Origin of the sequence: Croceitalea sp. MTPC6 (genome assembly GCF_036985525.1) — a bacterium.
GTDB lineage: Bacteria > Bacteroidota > Bacteroidia > Flavobacteriales > Flavobacteriaceae > Croceitalea.
In genome coordinates, this window is sequence record NZ_BTGR01000005.1 from 171,111 (window position 1) to 187,841 (window position 16,731).

Here is a 16,731-nt window from a genome sequence, read left to right on the forward strand (position 1 = left end):
TTATATTTTAATAAGATGCTATATCCTATTTTAATTTGAATGCTTTTTCTTGGGGATAATATGCTGTATCACCCAATTCTTCTTCAATCCGCAATAATTGATTGTATTTAGCCATACGATCACTACGAGATGCAGAACCAGTCTTAATCTGTCCCGTATTTAATGCCACTGCCAAATCCGCAATCGTATTATCTTCTGTTTCACCAGAACGATGAGACATAACTGAAGTATATCCTGCATTTTTAGCCATATTGACTGCTGCAATAGTCTCTGTTAGTGTTCCTATTTGATTTACTTTAATCAAAATAGAATTGGCTATGCCATTTTCAATTCCTCTTGAAAGGCGTTCTACATTGGTCACAAATAAATCATCCCCAACTAATTGCACTTTCTCGCCGACTTTATCGGTAAGCATTTTCCATCCATCCCAATCGTTTTCATCCATCCCATCCTCGATAGAGATGATTGGGTATTTGGAACACAAATCGGCTAGATATTGAGCTTGCTCTTCAGATGTTCTAACTTGCCCTTTATCACCTTCAAATTTGGTATAGTCATACTTTCCATCCAAATAGAATTCCGCTGAAGCACAATCCAAAGCTATCATAACATCATCTCCTAGCTTATAGCCTGCTTTATCAACAGCTTTAGCAATGGTGTCCAAAGCATCTTCAGTACCACCTTCTAATGTTGGAGCAAAACCACCTTCATCACCTACAGCAGTACTTAGTCCTCTATCATGCAACACCTTCTTTAGGTTATGGAAGATTTCAGTACCCATTTGCATAGAGTGACTAAAGTCTTTTGCTTTTACCGGCATTACCATAAACTCTTGAAAAGCAATTGGAGCATCCGAATGTGAGCCTCCATTTATGATATTCATCATAGGAACTGGAAGTGTGTTTGCACTTACACCACCTATGTATCTATACAATGGCATTCCCAATTCTTCAGCAGCTGCTTTAGCTACAGCTAACGAAACACCCAATATTGCATTCGCACCTAATTTTGATTTATTTGGAGTACCATCCAAATTAATCATAGTTTGATCAATATAGTTTTGTTCAAATACTGAAGTACCAACCAATTCTTCTGCAATAAGTGTGTTTACATTATTTACCGCATTTCCAACTCCTTTACCCATAAAGGAATTACCACCATCCCTTAATTCAACTGCCTCATGTTCTCCAGTTGAAGCACCTGACGGCACAGCAGCTCTACCTAGAATCCCACTTTCTGTAACTACATCAACTTCAACAGTTGGGTTTCCTCTAGAATCTAAAATTTGTCTTGCATGGATGTTGATAATGATACTCATTGTCTTTATTATTTGTGATTGATATTATTTGAGCGAAGATACAAAAGCGCGTAGTTTTTAACAGGCGGAAAATCATATAACTACCTGATAATAACCAAAAAATAAACTACAACGTTTTAGTTAGAGTTTGCTTTTATAGCATCAAAAAATTGATTGAATAAGTAATCTGCATCATGTGGCCCAGGACTAGCTTCTGGATGATATTGAACTGAAAACACATTCTTACCCTTTACTTTAATACCTGCAACGGTATTATCATTTAAATGGGTATGTGTAACTTCTAGCTCAGGATTAGCCTCTGTCTCTTTCTTATTGATGGCAAAACCATGATTTTGGGAAGTGATTTCACCTTTTCCTGTTATCAAATTCAGAATAGGATGGTTTATACCTCTATGACCATTATGCATTTTATATGTTGAAACACCATTTGCCAGAGCCAATACTTGATGTCCCAGACATATTCCAAAAAGGGGTTTGTCTTCTTTTAAAATATCTTTTGTGGTTTGGATTGCTTCTTTTAATGGTTCTGGATCACCAGGACCGTTTGAAATAAAGTAGGCATCTGGATTCCACGATGCCATTTCTTCTTTTGAAGTGTTATAAGGGAAAACCTTTATACAAGCTCCCCGTTTGGCCATGTTTCTTAAAATATTCTTCTTGATTCCAATATCTAAAGCAGAAATCTTATAAGTAGCTTTTTCATCTCCATACACATATGGTTTTTTAGTTGAAACTTTAGAAGCAAGCTCCAAACCCTTCATACTCGGCACTTGTTTTAATTCCTTTTTCAAAGATTCAATATCATCTATCCTTGTTGAAATAACAGCATTCATGGCACCATTTTCCCTAATATAACTTACTAAGGCTCTCGTATCAACATCAGAAATAGCAAGAAGATTGTTTTTTTCCAAAAACTCTAACAAACTCAGGTTAGCACTTGGTCTTGAATAATTATAACTAAAGTTCTTAACTATTAATCCAGCAATTTTTATAGAATCGGATTCCACTTCATCTTCATGGGTTCCATAGTTTCCTATATGGGCATTTGTCGCCACCATCAATTGCCCGTAATACGATGGGTCTGTGAAAATTTCTTGATAGCCGGTCATTCCGGTATTAAAACATACTTCTCCAAACGCAGAACCTTCTTTATCCCCTACAGCCTTGCCATAGAAAATAGTTCCGTCCTCCAATAATAAAAGTGCTTTTTTTCTTGTCTGATACTTCATACACTAAGTAAATTACCTCAGGCTAAAACCATAAGGTTTAGATTGCAAACTAATTTTAATTTGGAGGAATACCCCAAGTAACAAATCTCGATTGTCGAGTAAAATTTCACAAAAAAACATAAAAAAAGGATACGTTTCAGCGTATCCTTTTATCTATTTTCAACTATTAATTAACATCTTATTCTTCAGAATCATCAATTGCAGTTGTTTCTACTGGTGCTGGAGTAGCTTTTTTAGCTCCACCCCCCCTTCTACTTCTTCTAGTAGACTTCTTGGCAGGTTTACCAGCGTTGTAGATTTCATTGAAATCAACCAACTCTATCATCGCCATATCAGCATTATCACCTAACCTGTTACCCAACTTGATTATTCTTGTGTAACCACCTGGCCTGTCACCAATTTTCTCCGCTACAGTTCCAAACAACTCAGTAACTGCATGTTTGCTTCTTAGATTACTAAAAACAATTCTACGATTATGGGTTCCTTTTTCTGTAGTTTGATTGTTTTCAACTTTTGATTTAGTAATCAAAGGCTCAACAAATTGCTTTAACGCTTTTGCTTTAGCAACGGTAGTATTAATTCTCTTGTGCGCAATTAAAGAACAAGCCATGTTTGCCAACATCGCTTTTCTATGGGCAGCTGTTCTACCTAAGTGGTTAAATTTCTTTCCGTGTCTCATTTTTTTGATTTATCATCTTGCTACCAAACTCGCTTTTGACGAGGAGCAAAATATGATTATTAATCTTTATCTAATTTATACTTTGCCAAATCCATTCCAAACTGAAGACCTTTGTTTATAACCAATTCTTCTAATTCAGTAAGTGATTTTTTACCAAAGTTTCTAAACTTCATTAAATCGTTCTTATTAAAAGAAACTAAATCTCCTAAAGTATCAACTTCTGCTGCTTTTAAACAGTTTAATGCACGTACAGATAAGTCCATATCAACCAGTTTGGTTTTCAATAACTGTCGCATGTGCAATGATTCTTCATCATAAGTTTCTGTCTGCGCAATTTCGTCAGCTTCTAAAGTTATACGCTCATCTGAGAATAACATGAAATGGTGAATTAACACCTTAGCAGCTTCTGTTAATGCGTCTTTAGGATGAATAGAGCCATCAGTTACGATTTCAAAAACCAATTTTTCATAATCGGTCTTTTGTTCAACCCTAAAGTTTTCGATACTATATTTTACGTTTTTTACCGGAGTATAAACAGAATCAACTGCAATGCTTCCAAGAGGAGCATTTGATTTTTTGTTTTCTTCCGCTGGAACATAACCTCGACCTTTTTCGATAATGATTTCTAAGTTTATAGAAACTTTAGAATCCATGTTGCAAATGACCAAATCAGGATTTAACACTTGGTACCCTGAAATGAATTTTTGAAAGTCACCCGCAGTTAATTGGTCTTTTCCACTTAGAGAAACAGAAACTGTTTCACTTTCAACGTCATCAATCTGTCTTTTGAATCGAACTTGCTTTAAGTTCAATATTATCTCGGTAACATCTTCTACAACGCCAGGGATAACCGAAAACTCGTGTTCAACCCCATCAATTCTAACTGATGTTATCGCAAAACCTTCCAATGAGGAAAGTAATACTCTTCGTAATGCATTCCCAACAGTTAATCCATAGCCAGGTTCCAAAGGGCGAAATTCGAATTTCCCCTCGAAATCTGTCGAGTCTATCATGATAACTTTATCGGGCTTCTGAAAATTAAGTAGTGCCATATTGGATTAGTGTTGTTTTTATTTAGAATATAACTCGACGATTAATTGCTCTTTGATGTTCTCTGGAATCTGAAGTCTTTCCGGTACGCTTACAAAAGCACCTTCTTTTTTCTCGTTGTTCCAAGTAATCCATTCGTACACACTACTATTGTTCGCAAGGGAATCATTAATAGATTGTACAGATTTTGACTTTTCACGAACACCAACAACATCACCAGCTTTTAATGAATATGAAGGGATATTTACCACTTCTCCATTTACCGTAATATGTCTGTGTGAAACCAACTGACGGGCTCCTCTTCTTGAAGAAGAAAGACCCATTCTGTAAACAACGTTGTCTAAACGAGATTCACATAGTTGTAAAAGCACTTCACCAGTAACACCTTCTTTTCTTTTGGCAGTAGCAAACAAGTTTCTAAACTGCTTTTCTAAAATACCATAAGTGTACTTTGCTTTTTGCTTTTCCATCAACTGGATTGCATACTCTGATTTTTTTCCACGGCGACGGTTGTTACCGTGTTGTCCCGGAGGATAATTCTTTTTTTCGAAGGCTTTATCGTCTCCGAATATCGCTTCGCCAAACTTACGAGCGATTTTTGATTTTGGTCCTGTATATCTTGCCATCTTCTTAGTTTATGAAAGTGTGATTATGAATTAAGGCTTATCCTTCGATAATCTTTAGTACGCTTTCGTGTGAAAATCTGCTATTCGCAGACCATATTATAATTAATTATACTCTTCTTCTCTTTGGAGGTCTACATCCATTGTGCGGCATTGGAGTAACATCGATGATCTCAGTTACCTCAATTCCTGCATTGTGTATAGATCGGATTGCAGATTCCCTACCGTTACCTGGTCCTTTAACGAAAACCTTTACTTTACGCAAACCAGCTTCGTGAGCAACTTTAGAGCAATCTTCAGCAGCTACTTGAGCAGCGTATGGAGTATTCTTTTTAGAACCTCTAAATCCTAACTTACCAGCTGAAGACCATGAAATAACGTCTCCTTTTTTATTCGTTAAAGAAATAATGATATTGTTAAAAGATGCTGTTATGTGAGCTTCTCCGTTGGAATCAACTATTACTTTACGCTTTTTTGTTGTTTTAGTATTTGCCTTTGCCATAATACCTAACTATTATTTAGTTGCCTTTTTCTTATTAGCAACTGTTTTACGCTTTCCTTTTCTTGTCCTAGAGTTGTTCTTTGTACGTTGACCTCTTAATGGCAAACCAGATCTATGACGAATACCTCTGTAACATCCAATGTCCATTAGACGTTTGATATTCAATTGAGTCTCTGAACGAAGTTCGCCTTCTATAGTATAAGAAGATACCGCATCACGGATTTTACCAATCTCATCATCGTTCCAATCTGAAACTTTAGTGTCTTCACTTACACCTGCTGCTGTTAAAATCTCTTTGGCACGGCTCTTACCAATTCCGAAGATATAGGTAAGTGCGATTACACCTCGCTTTTGTTTTGGGATGTCTACCCCTGCAATTCTTGCCATAACTACCCTTGTCTTTGTTTAAATCTAGGATTCTTTTTGTTGATTACGTATAATCTGCCTTTTCTGCGAACAATTTTGCAGTCGGCACTTCTTTTCTTTACTGATGCTCTTACCTTCATCTTAGTATCTATATGTAATTCTTGCTTTGGTCAAATCGTATGGGCTCATTTCAAGTTTTACCTTATCTCCTGGAAGCAATTTAATGTAATGCATACGCATCTTCCCTGAGATATGAGCTGTCACAACGTGACCGTTTTCTAATTCAACTCGAAACATTGCATTTGATAATGCTTCGATTATTGATCCATCTTGTTCTATTGCTGGCTGCTTTGCCATAAATTATGCTACTTTTCTATTTTTACCGGTTTTCATCAAACCGTCGTAATGTCTATTTAGTAAATATGAATTCACTTGTTGAACAGTATCAATAGCAACACCTACCATAATCAACAGTGAAGTTCCCCCATAAAATAACGCCCAACCTGCCTGTACATCCATTAGTTTTACAACAACTGCTGGCAATACGGCTAGCAGTGCTAAAAACACAGATCCCGGAAAAGTAATCAAAGACATTATTTTATCTAAGTAATCACCTGTTTCCTTGCCAGGTCGAATCCCTGGAATAAAACCACCACTTCTTTTTAAATCATCAGCCATTTTGTTCGTTGGGACTGTTATCGCAGTGTAGAAATAGGTGAAAATAATAATCAATACTGCGAATAATATATTGTATGCCAATCCAAAGATGTCCGCAAACTGAACTTCCATCCATTGACCAACAGCAGTATTGTTAAATGTTCTTCCTATTAAACTTGGTGCAAACATAATTGCTTGCGCAAAAATTATAGGCATAACTCCAGATGCATTCAATTTTAACGGGATATATTGCCTGGAGCCTGTAATGTTTTTTTCATATCCTCCAGAAGCACTTCTTCTAGCATATTGAACAGGGATTTGACGCAAAGCCATTACCAACAATACACTCGCAAGAATTACTAAAAACCAGATAACAACCTCAACAATAATGAGCATTGGACCACCAGTACCATTCCATCTAGAAACCGCTTCTTGAGCGAAAGACTGAGGCATAGTAGCTATAATACCAATCATAATCAATAATGATATACCGTTACCGATACCTTTATCCGTGATTTTTTCACCTAACCACATGGCAAATACGATGCCCGTAACCAATATAATTACTGCCGGAACAATAAAATCCAATCCTTTACCTAGTATGAATGCACTGTCTGGCACACCGAGCGCGCCTAAACCATATAAATAAGCCGGTGCCTGAACAATACCTATTGCAATGGTCAGCCAGCGAGTTATTTGATTTTTGGTCTTTCTACCACTTTCCCCCTCTTTGTCTAACTTCTGTAAATAAGGTATTGCAATACTCATCAATTGTACTACAATAGAGGCAGAAATATATGGCATAATACCCAATGCAAAAACTGAAGCATTTGCAAATGCCCCTCCCGTAAATGCATTTAGAATTCCTAAAATACCGTCACCCGCATTTGCGGATAGGTCTGCCAATTGAGCTGTATCAATACCTGGAAGTACTACTTGTGCACCAAAACGATACACCAATAGTAGACCAAGAGTAACTAGAATACGTTGTCTAAGCTCCTCAATTTTCCAAATATTTGATATGGTCTCAATAAATTTCTTCATAATTCGATATCGTTATAAACTTATTGCTTCACCACCAGCCGCTTCGATTGCCGCTTTAGCAGATGCACTAAATTTATGCGCAGAGACTTTAAGTTTGGCCTTTAATTCACCTCCACCTAAAATCTTTACCAGTTCATTTTGTCTCACCAACCTGTTTTCAACCAAAGCTTCGAAAGTAACCTCTCCTTTTACAGCCTTATTGTCCACCAAAGTTTGCAACTTGTCTAAGTTTATACCTTGATATTCTTTACGATTGATATTCTTGAAACCAAATTTGGGAACACGTCTCTGCAAAGGCATTTGACCACCTTCAAATCCAATTTTCTTAGAGTAACCAGATCTTGACTTAGCTCCTTTATGTCCTCTAGCAGCAGTTCCACCTTTTCCAGAACCCTGACCTCTACCAAGGCGTTTTCCGTCTCTATTTATTGCTCCTTCTGCTGGTTTTAAACTACTTAAATCCATTCTATCTTTTCTTTAAGATTCCTCAGTGGAAACCAAGTGTTCAACTTTTTTTATCATACCAAGGATGTTAGGTGTTGCTTCATGTTCTACAACATGACCTATTTTCCTTAGTCCCAATGCTTCTAGAGTCCTCTTTTGGTTCTGAGGTCTCTTAATGGCACTCTTTAATTGTTTTACTTTAATCTTCGCCATCTTATCCTATCCTTTAAATACTTTTTCTAAACTAACCCCTCTCTGTGCAGCAACAGTACCAGCATCCCTTAGTTGTAACAATGCATCAAAAGTTGCTTTAACAACGTTATGTGGATTGGAAGACCCTTGAGATTTTGAAAGCACATCGTGTACTCCAACAGCTTCCAATACCGCACGTACAGCTCCACCAGCAATAACTCCTGTACCTTGTGATGCAGGCTTTATAAATACTCTTGCGCCTCCAAACTTACCTTTTTGTTCATGAGGAAGCGTAGCTTTATTTAAAGGTATTCTAACTAAATTCTTTTTTGCATCTTCAATAGCCTTTGCGATTGCAGTAGCAACATCTTTTGATTTTCCCAAACCGTGACCTACCACACCGTTCTCATCACCTACAACAACGATTGCAGAGAAACCAAACGCTCTACCACCTTTGGTAACCTTTGTTACCCTCTGTACGCCAACAAGACGGTCTTTTAAATCTAAACCACCTGGCTTAACTATTTCTACATTTTTGTATTTCTGGTACATATTGATTTAGAATTTAAGTCCTGCTTCTCTGGCACCTTCCGCCAATGATTTTACTCTTCCATGATACAAGTTTCCGCCTCTGTCAAATGCAACAGCTTCAATACCAGCTTTTTTTGCTTTTTCAGCAATAGCTTTACCAACAGCGTTTGCAACTTCGGTTTTGGTTCCTTTTGCATCAATGTTCTTATCTCTTGAAGATGCAGCTGCTAATGTTTTACCACTAACATCATCAATCAATTGAGCATATATTTCTTTATTACTACGAAAAACGGACAAACGCGGTCTGCTTTCGGTACCAGAAGAAATCTTTCTGATTCTTCTCCTGATTCGTAATTTTCTTTCGGTTGTAGACAATCCCATAATACTATATTATTAAGCTGATTTACCTGCTTTTCTTCTAATTTGTTCTCCTACAAATCTGATACCTTTTCCTTTGTATGGCTCTGGTTTGCGGAAAGCTCTTATTTTGGCTGCCACTTGGCCCACCAATTGCTTGTCATGCGAAGTCAACTTCACAATTGGGTTTTTACCTTTTTCTGATACAGTCTCTATTTTAACTTCCGGAGCTATACTCATAACTATGTTGTGAGAAAAACCTAAAGCTAAATCCAATTTTTGTCCTTGATTGCTAGCTCTATAACCAACACCAACCAATTCCAATTCTTTAGTCCATCCTTTAGAAACCCCTTCAACCATATTCAAAAACAATGATCTATAAAGACCATGCTTTGCTTTATGCTCTTTTGAGTCCGAAGGTCTTTTTACCATCAAACTTCCGTCTTCCATCGCTACTTCGACACCTGAAAACTCTTGGGTCAATTCGCCAAGTTTTCCTTTAACGGTAACTACATTACCGTTTATTTCAACGGTTACCCCTTCAGGGATCGAAACTGGATTATTACCTATTCTAGACATTTCTCTAAAACTTTACTCTTATTAATATACGTAGCACAATACTTCGCCACCAACCTTCTCTTGCTTAGCTTGTTTGCTAGTCATTACTCCATGTGAAGTAGATACTATAGCGACACCTAAACCATTTAAGACTCTTGGCAAGTCCTCAGAACCTGAGTATTTTCTTAGACCAGGCTTACTAACACGTTGTAATTTTTTGATTACAGGTGCTTTTGTAAACTTGTCATATTTCAAAGCGATTTTGATATTACCTTGGACTGTGTCATCTTCGAATTTGTAACTAAGGATATATCCTTGGTCGAATAGAATCTTCGTCATCTCCTTTTTTAAGTTAGATGCAGGAATATTAACTACTCTATGACCAGCTCTGCTCGCGTTACGAATTCGTGTTAAATAATCTGATATTGGATCTGTAAGCATTTCTACTACTCTTTAATTCTATTTACCAACTTGCCTTTTTAACCCCAGGGATTAATCCTTGGTTGGCCATTTCTCTAAATGTTACCCTTGAGATACCAAAAGTTCTCATGTAACCTCTTGGTCTTCCCGTTAGTTTACAACGGTTGCGCATACGCACAGGAGAAGCATTCTTTGGCAACTTCTGCAAAGCGTCATAATCACCAGCTTCCTTTAAAGCTTTACGCTTTTCAGCATATTTAGCTACCATTTTTGCCCTTTTACGTTCGCGGGCTTTCATTGATTCCTTAGCCATACTAGTTCTTTTTAAAGGGAATTCCCAATTCGGTTAACAATGATTTTGCTTCTTTATCTGTATCGGCAGATGTCACAAAAGTGATGTCCATACCGTTGATTCTATTTATCTTATCAATATTGATTTCAGGGAAAATAATTTGTTCAGTTACACCAAGGCTATAGTTTCCTCTACCATCAAAACCTGTCGCACGTACTCCTTGAAAGTCTCTTACTCTTGGCAGTGCAGTAGTAATTAACCTATCCAAAAATTCGTACATACGCTCACCACGTAAAGTCACTTTTGCTCCAATTGGCATTCCTTTACGGAGTTTAAATGCAGCAACATCTTTTTTAGACATTGTAGCAACGGCCCTTTGACCAGTTATCATAGTTAACTCATCAACGGCGTGGTCAATTAACTTTTTATCGGCCACAGCAGCACCTACACCCCTACTAACTACAATTTTTTGCAGTTTAGGAACTTCCATCACGTTCTTGTAGCCAAACTCTTCAGAAAGTGCTTTTACCACACGTTCTTTATATTCTTGCTTTAATCTTGGAATGTAACTCATAACTAGATTATTTCTCCAGATTTTTTAGAAACCCTAACTTTTTTACCATCTCTAACTTCATATGCCACTCTAGTAGCATCTCCTTTGGAATCAACCAAAGAAAGGTTAGAAATATGTATAGGGGCTTCCTTTTTTACAATACCACCTTGAGGATTTTTTGCACTTGGTTTCTCATGCTTGGAAACCATGTTAGCACCCTCAACAATAGCTTTATTTTTTTCAGCATCAACACGCATTACTTTACCCTCTGTACCCTTATGGTCTCCAGTGGTAATTCTTACTGTATCTCCTGTTTTAATTTTCAACTTTGTCATCTTCTCGTACAATTACAATACCTCTGGGGCAAGTGAAACTATTTTCATAAATTGTTTGTCACGCAATTCTCTTGCAACAGGTCCAAAAACACGAGTACCTCTCATTTCACCAGTTGGATTTAACAATACACATGCATTGTCATCAAAACGGATATAAGAACCATCGGGTCTTCTTACTTCTTTTTTGGTTCTAACCACTACTGCAGTAGAAACAGAACCTTTTTTTACAGCTCCGTTAGGCGTAGCTTCTTTTACAGTTACTACGATTTTGTCACCAACGGAAGCATATCTTCTTTTTGTTCCTCCAAGCACACGGATGGTAAGCACTTCTTTAGCACCAGTATTATCCGCAACCTTTAATCTAGATTCTTGCTGTAACATAATTATTTAGCTCTTTCAAGGATTTCAACCAATCTCCAACATTTAGTCTTACTCAATGGTCGGGTTTCCATAATTTTTACGGTATCACCTTCGTTGCAGTCATTTTTCTCATCATGAGCAACATACTTTTTGGTCTTCAAAACGAATTTACCGTACATAGGATGTTTTACACGTTTTACTTCAGCCACAACAATGGATTTTTCCATTTTGTTACTGGTTACTACGCCAATCCTTTCTTTTCTTAAATTTCTTGTTGTTTCTTCCATAAGGCCGAACCCGTTATTGTAATTCCCTTTTAGTTAACTCTGTCGCCAATCTCGCCACCGTTCTTCTGGTCTTTCTTATCTGCATTGGATTTTCTAGTGGAGTAACTGAATGCGCCACTTTTAAATCAGCATATTCTTTCTTAGTTTCAGCCAATTTTTGCTGAAGCTCTTCAACCGATAGTTCTTTTATCTCTGCTTGTTTCATCTCTTATCAGTTATTTAAGCTGCGTCGTAATCTCTAGCAACAATAAATTTAGTTTTAACAGGTAATTTCTGTGCAGCGAGTCTTAATGCCTCTTTTGCAACATCATAAGGAACCCCTGCAATCTCGAACATTATTCTACCTGGCTTTACAACAGCAACCCAGTATTCTGGAGCACCTTTACCTTTACCCATACGTACTTCTAGAGGCTTTTTAGTAATCGGTTTATCTGGAAAAATCTTAATCCATAACTGACCTTGCCTTTTCATATATCTAGTTGCAGCAATACGTGCAGCTTCTATTTGACGAGATGTGATAAAGTGGGAATCCAATGATTTAATACCAAACATTCCATTGGAAAGCTGGTGTCCTCGCTGTGAATTTCCCTTCATACGTCCCTTCTGGGCTTTACGAAATTTTGTTCTTTTCGGCTGTAACATCTTACCTTTTCTTTATCTAATTACTTTCTACGACGTTGTTGTCTCTTACCTCCATCATTCTTACCACCTTTATTGCCAGTAGATAAACCTACTAACGGAGACAATTCGCGCTTACCATACACTTCACCCTTCATAATCCATACTTTGATACCCAATCTACCATAAGTAGTGTGGGCTTCAACTAAAGCATAATCGATATCTGCTCTAAAAGTTGATAATGGAATTCTACCGTCTTTATATGATTCTGAACGTGCCATTTCTGCACCGTTCAAACGACCTGAAATCTGAATCTTAATACCTTCCGCATTCATTCGCATTGCTGCTGCGATAGCCATCTTAATTGCTCTACGGTAAGAAATTCTGCTTTCAATCTGTCTTGCTACACTCGCAGCAACCAAATGGGCATCAACTTCTGGTCTTTTTATCTCGTGAATGTTGATTTGAACCTCCTTATTAGTGATTTTTTTCAACTCTTCCTTTAACTTATCCACTTCTTGACCACCCTTACCGATAATGATGCCAGGTCTTGCCGTAGTGATAGTAACAGTAATCAATTTTAGAGTTCTCTCTATAATAACCCTAGAAACACTTGCTTTTGCTAAACGGGCATGGATGTACTTTCTGATTTTGTCATCTTCTGCCAATTTATCTCCGTAATCATTTCCACCATACCAGTTAGATTCCCATCCTCTGATAATTCCTAAGCGATTTCCTATCGGATTGGTTTTTTGTCCCATATTATGCTTTAGCTTCTGTGTTAGTATTTGCACCCAAAATCATTGTTACATGATTAGAGCGTTTTCTAATTCTATGTGCACGACCTTGCGGAGCTGGTCTCAACCTCTTTAACATAGTACCGCTGTCCACGCGAATTTCTTTAATGAACAAGTCGGCATCTTCTATATTGCCGTCTTCATTCTTTGCTTCCCAATTTGCAATGGCAGAAAGTAAAAGTTTCTCTAACTTTCTAGAAGCTTCTTTTGGGTTAAACCTTAAAATAGCCAATGCCATTTCTATTTGCTTGCCTCTAATTAAATCCGCAACCAAGCGCATCTTTCGAGGTGAAGTAGGACAGTTATTCAACTTTGCAAAAGCAAGTTCTTTTTTCTCCGCCTTAATTCTTTCAGCCATCTGTCTTTTTCGAACTCCCATAGCTTACTTTTTACCTTTATTTTTAGCACCAGCATGCCCTCTAAAAGAACGGGTTGGTGAAAATTCTCCTAACTTATGACCTACCATGTTCTCAGTTACATAAACAGGAACAAATTGTCTTCCGTTATGCACCGCGATAGTTTGACCAACAAAGTCTGGTGTTATCATTGAAGCTCGTGACCAAGTCTTGATTACTGCTTTCTTTCCTGATTCCACATTTTGCTGGACTTTCTTTTCTAAACTATGATGAACGTAAGGTCCTTTTTTTAATGAACGTGCCATTTCCTTTTTCTTTTATTTCTTTCTACGTTCGATAATATATCTATTGCTATCTTTAGTCTTGGAACGTGTTCTGTATCCCTTAGCCGGAATACCGTTCTTAGATCTTGGATGACCTCCAGAAGCACGACCTTCACCACCACCCATTGGGTGATCCACAGGGTTCATAACCACTGGTCTAGTTCTTGGTCTTCTTCCTAACCATCTGCTTCTACCTGCTTTACCAGAAACCAATAATTGATGGTCTGAGTTTGAAACTGCACCAACAGTAGCCAAACAATTAGCTAAAACTAATCTGGTTTCGCCTGAAGGAAGTTTAATAGTTACAAACTTTCCATCTTTTGCCATTAATTGTGCAAAAGTACCAGCACTTCTCGCCATTACGGCTCCTTGTCCTGGTCTAAGCTCAATACAGGAGATTATGGTGCCTAAAGGAATATCCTTAAGAAATAGGGCATTCCCAATTTCTGGGGCAGCTTTTTCGCCGGAAACTACTTTCTGTCCGACCTGCAACCCATTTTGAGCTACGATATATCTCTTTTCACCACCCTTATATTCTAAAAGGGCGATAAAAGCCGTTCTGTTTGGGTCGTACTGGATTGATTTCACTTCAGCAGCTACACCTTGCAAATCTCTTTTGAAATCAATAACTCGATACCTTCTTTTATGACCACCACCTCTATGGCTCATGGTCATTTTTCCCTGACTGTTTCTACCACCCGACTTTTTTAACGGAGCAAGCAAGCTTTTCTCCGGCTTATCAGTAGTAATCGCGTCAAATCCGTTTACTACTCTAAAACGCTGTCCAGGGGTTATTGGTTTTAATTTTCTAACTGACATTACTTGTCTTTATAGATTACTGTAAAAATCAATGATATCTCCTTCTGCAACATCAACTATTGCCTTTTTACGAGCATTGGTTTTACCATGCTGAATACCTGTTTTCGTATATCTAGTACGACGCTCAGGTCCGTAATTCATAGTTCTAACTTTCTCCACAGAAACACCGTAAGTTGCTTCAACAGCTTCTTTAATCTGTAACTTGTTGGCCTTTGGGTCAACATAGAAACCATAACGATTGAAAAGCTCGCTGTCTGCGGTCATTTTTTCCGTAATGATTGGCTTTATCAACACACTCATGTTCTGCTTATTTACTTAAGTTAGATTCAATTCCTTCAACCGCGCTTTCCAAAAGCACAACACTTTTAGCATTTAAAATCTTGTAAGTGCTTAATTCTGAGTTTTTTACAACTTCAGAACCTTTAAAATTACGCGACGACAAATATACGTTATTATTCGAGTTGCCCAAGACGATTAAAGACTTTTTGTTTTCAATCCCTAAAGATTTCAAAACATTGACGAAATCTTTAGTTTTTGGAGTCTCAAAATTGAAGTCTTCAACAACTAATAATTCCTTTTGTTTAGACTTTAAACTAAATGCAGATTTACGAGCTAATCGCTTCACATTCTTATTTAGTTTTTGGCTGTAATCTTTTGGTCTAGGGCCAAAAATTCTACCACCACCTCTAAAAATAGGAGATTTAATACTACCAGCTCTCGCCGTACCCGTACCTTTTTGTTTTTTAATCTTTCTGGTACTACCAACGATTTCAGCTCTTTCTTTTGCCTTATGAGTACCTTGTCTTTGGTGTGCTAAATACTGTTTAACATCCAAATAAATTGCATGCTCATTAGGTTCTATAGCAAAAACATCGTTAGAAAGCTCAACCTTTCTACCTGTTTCTTTTCCTTTTATATCTAAAACTGCTACCTTCATTTCCTTACTTTTCTACAGTTACGTAAGCATTTTTATGACCAGGTACAGCTCCTTTAACAACTATTATGTTCTTTTCAGAAACTACCTTTAATACTCTTAGGTTTTGAACAGTAACTCTATCGCTACCCATTCTACCTGCCATCTTCATTCCTTTAAATACTCTTGCAGGATAAGAAGCCGCACCAATAGAACCTGGGGCTCTTAATCTGTTGTGCTGTCCGTGAGTAGCTTGTCCAACACCAGCAAAGCCATGTCTTTTTACTACACCTTGAAAACCTTTACCTTTAGATGTACCAACTACATCAACAAATTCTCCTTCAGAAAAAATGTCAACACCCACTGTGTCACCTAATTTAAACTCACCTTCAAAATCACGGAACTCAACGACTTTTTTCTTTGGAGAAGCGCCTGCCTTCTTAAAATGACCAGATTCAGCCTTATTAGCACGCTTTTCTGCCTTGTCATCGAAACCGAGTTGAAGGGCACTATACCCGTCTACCTCTTCGGTTCTGACTTGGGTAACCACACATGGTCCAGCTTGAATGACGGTACATGGAATGTTCTTTCCATTCTCATCAAAGATGCTGGTCATGCCGATTTTTTTTCCTATTAACCCAGACATATTTATTTATATTAATTATTTACTTTTCTGTTTGTTTACTTAAAAAACATTAAAAAAGGGTCAAGAAAATCCTCTGACCCAGATTTTTTTCTTTCACCGTCTTTCCCTCGCTCGCAGCTCAGGACATGTAACCTCTTTTTTAAAGAGCGTGCAAATCTACACTTTTATTTCTACTTCTACACCACTTGGAAGCTCTAATTTCATTAAAGCATCAATAGTTTTTGAAGAAGAGCTATAAATATCCAATAATCTCTTGTAAGAACTTAATTGGAATTGTTCTCTAGACTTCTTATTAACGTGCGGTGAACGTAGAACTGTAAATATCTTTTTGTTTGTAGGTAAAGGTATTGGACCTGTTACAACAGCGCCAGTAGTCTTTACGGTCTTAACGATTTTTTCAGCAGACTTATCCACTAAATTGTGATCGTAGGACTTTAATTTTATTCTTATTTTTTGACTCAT

31 protein-coding genes are annotated in these 16,731 nt (G+C 37.4%); all 31 read right to left on the minus strand.

Translation table 11 applies throughout. From position 1 onward, the window contains the following. Positions 1-25: 25 nt before the first annotated feature. A complete protein-coding gene (gene eno, locus AACP56_RS11165) occupies positions 26-1,318 on the minus strand; it encodes a phosphopyruvate hydratase (RefSeq protein ID WP_339337652.1) in 1,293 nt (430 codons plus the stop codon). A 116-nt stretch (positions 1,319-1,434) separates the two neighbouring features. Continuing rightward, positions 1,435-2,547 carry a glutamine-hydrolyzing carbamoyl-phosphate synthase small subunit gene (gene carA / locus AACP56_RS11170; RefSeq protein WP_339337651.1) on the minus strand — a complete coding sequence of 371 codons (1,113 nt, stop codon included), beginning with the start codon at positions 2,545-2,547 and terminating at the stop codon, positions 1,435-1,437. 178 nt (positions 2,548-2,725) lie between these two features. Continuing rightward, on the minus strand, positions 2,726-3,226 hold the full coding sequence (rplQ, locus tag AACP56_RS11175; protein WP_339337650.1) for a 50S ribosomal protein L17: 501 nt from the start codon (positions 3,224-3,226) through the stop codon (positions 2,726-2,728). A gap of 59 nt (positions 3,227-3,285) precedes the next feature. Next, positions 3,286-4,278, minus strand: a complete 993-nt coding sequence (locus tag AACP56_RS11180; protein ID WP_339337649.1) for a DNA-directed RNA polymerase subunit alpha — start codon at positions 4,276-4,278, stop codon at positions 3,286-3,288. Between the two features lie 18 nt (positions 4,279-4,296). After that, a complete protein-coding gene (gene rpsD, locus AACP56_RS11185) occupies positions 4,297-4,902 on the minus strand; it encodes a 30S ribosomal protein S4 (RefSeq protein WP_339337648.1) in 606 nt (201 codons plus the stop codon). A gap of 106 nt (positions 4,903-5,008) precedes the next feature. Beyond that, positions 5,009-5,401, minus strand: a complete 393-nt coding sequence (rpsK, locus tag AACP56_RS11190) for a 30S ribosomal protein S11 (RefSeq protein ID WP_339337647.1) — start codon at positions 5,399-5,401, stop codon at positions 5,009-5,011. Between the two features lie 12 nt (positions 5,402-5,413). Continuing rightward, positions 5,414-5,788: a 30S ribosomal protein S13 gene (gene rpsM, locus AACP56_RS11195; RefSeq protein WP_339337646.1), complete on the minus strand. Its 375-nt coding sequence runs from the start codon at positions 5,786-5,788 to the stop codon at positions 5,414-5,416. A gap of 2 nt (positions 5,789-5,790) precedes the next feature. Then, entirely contained in the window at positions 5,791-5,907 is a 117-nt protein-coding gene (ykgO, locus tag AACP56_RS11200; RefSeq protein ID WP_013305171.1) for a type B 50S ribosomal protein L36, read from the minus strand. Between the two features lies 1 nt (position 5,908). Continuing rightward, the gene (gene infA, locus AACP56_RS11205; RefSeq protein ID WP_008613577.1) at positions 5,909-6,124 is read right to left on the minus strand and encodes a translation initiation factor IF-1; all 216 of its coding nucleotides are present in this window, start codon (positions 6,122-6,124) and stop codon (positions 5,909-5,911) included. A 3-nt stretch (positions 6,125-6,127) separates the two neighbouring features. Further along, positions 6,128-7,468 carry a preprotein translocase subunit SecY gene (gene secY / locus AACP56_RS11210; protein ID WP_339337645.1) on the minus strand — a complete coding sequence of 447 codons (1,341 nt, stop codon included), beginning with the start codon at positions 7,466-7,468 and terminating at the stop codon, positions 6,128-6,130. Between the two features lie 12 nt (positions 7,469-7,480). Continuing rightward, a complete protein-coding gene (rplO, locus tag AACP56_RS11215) occupies positions 7,481-7,933 on the minus strand; it encodes a 50S ribosomal protein L15 (protein ID WP_339337644.1) in 453 nt (150 codons plus the stop codon). A 12-nt stretch (positions 7,934-7,945) separates the two neighbouring features. Further along, entirely contained in the window at positions 7,946-8,125 is a 180-nt protein-coding gene (gene rpmD / locus AACP56_RS11220) for a 50S ribosomal protein L30 (RefSeq protein WP_339337643.1), read from the minus strand. 6 nt (positions 8,126-8,131) lie between these two features. Beyond that, a complete protein-coding gene (gene rpsE, locus AACP56_RS11225; RefSeq protein ID WP_339337642.1) occupies positions 8,132-8,656 on the minus strand; it encodes a 30S ribosomal protein S5 in 525 nt (174 codons plus the stop codon). A 6-nt stretch (positions 8,657-8,662) separates the two neighbouring features. Continuing rightward, the gene (rplR, locus tag AACP56_RS11230) at positions 8,663-9,016 is read right to left on the minus strand and encodes a 50S ribosomal protein L18 (RefSeq protein ID WP_339337641.1); all 354 of its coding nucleotides are present in this window, start codon (positions 9,014-9,016) and stop codon (positions 8,663-8,665) included. 12 nt (positions 9,017-9,028) lie between these two features. Beyond that, on the minus strand, positions 9,029-9,571 hold the full coding sequence (gene rplF, locus AACP56_RS11235) for a 50S ribosomal protein L6 (protein ID WP_339337640.1): 543 nt from the start codon (positions 9,569-9,571) through the stop codon (positions 9,029-9,031). 21 nt (positions 9,572-9,592) lie between these two features. Further along, the gene (gene rpsH / locus AACP56_RS11240; protein WP_339337639.1) at positions 9,593-9,991 is read right to left on the minus strand and encodes a 30S ribosomal protein S8; all 399 of its coding nucleotides are present in this window, start codon (positions 9,989-9,991) and stop codon (positions 9,593-9,595) included. Positions 9,992-10,013: 22 nt separating this feature from the next. Continuing rightward, complete coding sequence (rpsN, locus tag AACP56_RS11245; protein ID WP_130611988.1) at positions 10,014-10,283, minus strand: 30S ribosomal protein S14; 270 nt, start codon at positions 10,281-10,283, stop codon at positions 10,014-10,016. 1 nt (position 10,284) lies between these two features. Then, a complete protein-coding gene (rplE, locus tag AACP56_RS11250) occupies positions 10,285-10,836 on the minus strand; it encodes a 50S ribosomal protein L5 (protein WP_339337638.1) in 552 nt (183 codons plus the stop codon). 2 nt (positions 10,837-10,838) lie between these two features. Next, the gene (rplX, locus tag AACP56_RS11255) at positions 10,839-11,150 is read right to left on the minus strand and encodes a 50S ribosomal protein L24 (protein WP_339337637.1); all 312 of its coding nucleotides are present in this window, start codon (positions 11,148-11,150) and stop codon (positions 10,839-10,841) included. A 12-nt stretch (positions 11,151-11,162) separates the two neighbouring features. Beyond that, positions 11,163-11,531 (minus strand): 50S ribosomal protein L14, encoded by a 369-nt coding sequence (rplN, locus tag AACP56_RS11260; protein ID WP_339337636.1) that lies wholly within the window; start codon positions 11,529-11,531, stop codon positions 11,163-11,165. 2 nt (positions 11,532-11,533) lie between these two features. Next, positions 11,534-11,797 carry a 30S ribosomal protein S17 gene (rpsQ, locus tag AACP56_RS11265; RefSeq protein WP_339143649.1) on the minus strand — a complete coding sequence of 88 codons (264 nt, stop codon included), beginning with the start codon at positions 11,795-11,797 and terminating at the stop codon, positions 11,534-11,536. Between the two features lie 13 nt (positions 11,798-11,810). Next, positions 11,811-12,002: a 50S ribosomal protein L29 gene (gene rpmC / locus AACP56_RS11270; RefSeq protein WP_311352202.1), complete on the minus strand. Its 192-nt coding sequence runs from the start codon at positions 12,000-12,002 to the stop codon at positions 11,811-11,813. A 14-nt stretch (positions 12,003-12,016) separates the two neighbouring features. Continuing rightward, entirely contained in the window at positions 12,017-12,439 is a 423-nt protein-coding gene (rplP, locus tag AACP56_RS11275; RefSeq protein ID WP_339337635.1) for a 50S ribosomal protein L16, read from the minus strand. Between the two features lie 20 nt (positions 12,440-12,459). Beyond that, complete coding sequence (gene rpsC / locus AACP56_RS11280) at positions 12,460-13,176, minus strand: 30S ribosomal protein S3 (protein WP_339337634.1); 717 nt, start codon at positions 13,174-13,176, stop codon at positions 12,460-12,462. 1 nt (position 13,177) lies between these two features. After that, entirely contained in the window at positions 13,178-13,591 is a 414-nt protein-coding gene (rplV, locus tag AACP56_RS11285) for a 50S ribosomal protein L22 (RefSeq protein ID WP_339337633.1), read from the minus strand. A 3-nt stretch (positions 13,592-13,594) separates the two neighbouring features. Then, positions 13,595-13,873, minus strand: coding sequence for a 30S ribosomal protein S19 (rpsS, locus tag AACP56_RS11290; protein WP_339337632.1), 279 nt, complete (start codon positions 13,871-13,873; stop codon positions 13,595-13,597). Between the two features lie 12 nt (positions 13,874-13,885). Then, positions 13,886-14,710 carry a 50S ribosomal protein L2 gene (gene rplB, locus AACP56_RS11295; protein WP_339337631.1) on the minus strand — a complete coding sequence of 275 codons (825 nt, stop codon included), beginning with the start codon at positions 14,708-14,710 and terminating at the stop codon, positions 13,886-13,888. A 9-nt stretch (positions 14,711-14,719) separates the two neighbouring features. Further along, positions 14,720-15,010: a 50S ribosomal protein L23 gene (rplW, locus tag AACP56_RS11300; RefSeq protein WP_339337630.1), complete on the minus strand. Its 291-nt coding sequence runs from the start codon at positions 15,008-15,010 to the stop codon at positions 14,720-14,722. Positions 15,011-15,017: 7 nt separating this feature from the next. Continuing rightward, complete coding sequence (gene rplD, locus AACP56_RS11305) at positions 15,018-15,647, minus strand: 50S ribosomal protein L4 (RefSeq protein ID WP_339337629.1); 630 nt, start codon at positions 15,645-15,647, stop codon at positions 15,018-15,020. A gap of 4 nt (positions 15,648-15,651) precedes the next feature. Then, on the minus strand, positions 15,652-16,269 hold the full coding sequence (rplC, locus tag AACP56_RS11310) for a 50S ribosomal protein L3 (RefSeq protein ID WP_339337628.1): 618 nt from the start codon (positions 16,267-16,269) through the stop codon (positions 15,652-15,654). A gap of 156 nt (positions 16,270-16,425) precedes the next feature. Continuing rightward, complete coding sequence (gene rpsJ / locus AACP56_RS11315; protein WP_026915146.1) at positions 16,426-16,731, minus strand: 30S ribosomal protein S10; 306 nt, start codon at positions 16,729-16,731, stop codon at positions 16,426-16,428.

Bases quoted from the DNA above. Each gene is read 5' to 3' on its own strand.
- eno (WP_339337652.1), bottom strand. From the start codon at position 1,318: ATGAGTATCATTATCAACATCCATGCAAGACAAATTTTAGATTCTAGA.
- carA (WP_339337651.1), bottom strand. From the start codon at position 2,547: ATGAAGTATCAGACAAGAAAAAAAGCACTTTTATTATTGGAGGACGGA.
- rplQ (WP_339337650.1), bottom strand. From the start codon at position 3,226: ATGAGACACGGAAAGAAATTTAACCACTTAGGTAGAACAGCTGCCCAT.
- AACP56_RS11180 (WP_339337649.1), bottom strand. From the start codon at position 4,278: ATGGCACTACTTAATTTTCAGAAGCCCGATAAAGTTATCATGATAGAC.
- rpsD (WP_339337648.1), bottom strand. From the start codon at position 4,902: ATGGCAAGATATACAGGACCAAAATCAAAAATCGCTCGTAAGTTTGGC.
- rpsK (WP_339337647.1), bottom strand. From the start codon at position 5,401: ATGGCAAAGGCAAATACTAAAACAACAAAAAAGCGTAAAGTAATAGTT.
- rpsM (WP_339337646.1), bottom strand. From the start codon at position 5,788: ATGGCAAGAATTGCAGGGGTAGACATCCCAAAACAAAAGCGAGGTGTA.
- ykgO (WP_013305171.1), bottom strand. From the start codon at position 5,907: ATGAAGGTAAGAGCATCAGTAAAGAAAAGAAGTGCCGACTGCAAAATT.
- infA (WP_008613577.1), bottom strand. From the start codon at position 6,124: ATGGCAAAGCAGCCAGCAATAGAACAAGATGGATCAATAATCGAAGCA.
- secY (WP_339337645.1), bottom strand. From the start codon at position 7,468: ATGAAGAAATTTATTGAGACCATATCAAATATTTGGAAAATTGAGGAG.
- rplO (WP_339337644.1), bottom strand. From the start codon at position 7,933: ATGGATTTAAGTAGTTTAAAACCAGCAGAAGGAGCAATAAATAGAGAC.
- rpmD (WP_339337643.1), bottom strand. From the start codon at position 8,125: ATGGCGAAGATTAAAGTAAAACAATTAAAGAGTGCCATTAAGAGACCT.
- rpsE (WP_339337642.1), bottom strand. From the start codon at position 8,656: ATGTACCAGAAATACAAAAATGTAGAAATAGTTAAGCCAGGTGGTTTA.
- rplR (WP_339337641.1), bottom strand. From the start codon at position 9,016: ATGGGATTGTCTACAACCGAAAGAAAATTACGAATCAGGAGAAGAATC.
- rplF (WP_339337640.1), bottom strand. From the start codon at position 9,571: ATGTCTAGAATAGGTAATAATCCAGTTTCGATCCCTGAAGGGGTAACC.
- rpsH (WP_339337639.1), bottom strand. From the start codon at position 9,991: ATGCTTACAGATCCAATATCAGATTATTTAACACGAATTCGTAACGCG.
- rpsN (WP_130611988.1), bottom strand. From the start codon at position 10,283: ATGGCTAAGGAATCAATGAAAGCCCGCGAACGTAAAAGGGCAAAAATG.
- rplE (WP_339337638.1), bottom strand. From the start codon at position 10,836: ATGAGTTACATTCCAAGATTAAAGCAAGAATATAAAGAACGTGTGGTA.
- rplX (WP_339337637.1), bottom strand. From the start codon at position 11,150: ATGACAAAGTTGAAAATTAAAACAGGAGATACAGTAAGAATTACCACT.
- rplN (WP_339337636.1), bottom strand. From the start codon at position 11,531: ATGTTACAGCAAGAATCTAGATTAAAGGTTGCGGATAATACTGGTGCT.
- rpsQ (WP_339143649.1), bottom strand. From the start codon at position 11,797: ATGGAAGAAACAACAAGAAATTTAAGAAAAGAAAGGATTGGCGTAGTA.
- rpmC (WP_311352202.1), bottom strand. From the start codon at position 12,002: ATGAAACAAGCAGAGATAAAAGAACTATCGGTTGAAGAGCTTCAGCAA.
- rplP (WP_339337635.1), bottom strand. From the start codon at position 12,439: ATGTTACAGCCGAAAAGAACAAAATTTCGTAAAGCCCAGAAGGGACGT.
- rpsC (WP_339337634.1), bottom strand. From the start codon at position 13,176: ATGGGACAAAAAACCAATCCGATAGGAAATCGCTTAGGAATTATCAGA.
- rplV (WP_339337633.1), bottom strand. From the start codon at position 13,591: ATGGGAGTTCGAAAAAGACAGATGGCTGAAAGAATTAAGGCGGAGAAA.
- rpsS (WP_339337632.1), bottom strand. From the start codon at position 13,873: ATGGCACGTTCATTAAAAAAAGGACCTTACGTTCATCATAGTTTAGAA.
- rplB (WP_339337631.1), bottom strand. From the start codon at position 14,710: ATGTCAGTTAGAAAATTAAAACCAATAACCCCTGGACAGCGTTTTAGA.
- rplW (WP_339337630.1), bottom strand. From the start codon at position 15,010: ATGAGTGTGTTGATAAAGCCAATCATTACGGAAAAAATGACCGCAGAC.
- rplD (WP_339337629.1), bottom strand. From the start codon at position 15,647: ATGAAGGTAGCAGTTTTAGATATAAAAGGAAAAGAAACAGGTAGAAAG.
- rplC (WP_339337628.1), bottom strand. From the start codon at position 16,269: ATGTCTGGGTTAATAGGAAAAAAAATCGGCATGACCAGCATCTTTGAT.
- rpsJ (WP_026915146.1), bottom strand. From the start codon at position 16,731: ATGAGTCAAAAAATAAGAATAAAATTAAAGTCCTACGATCACAATTTA.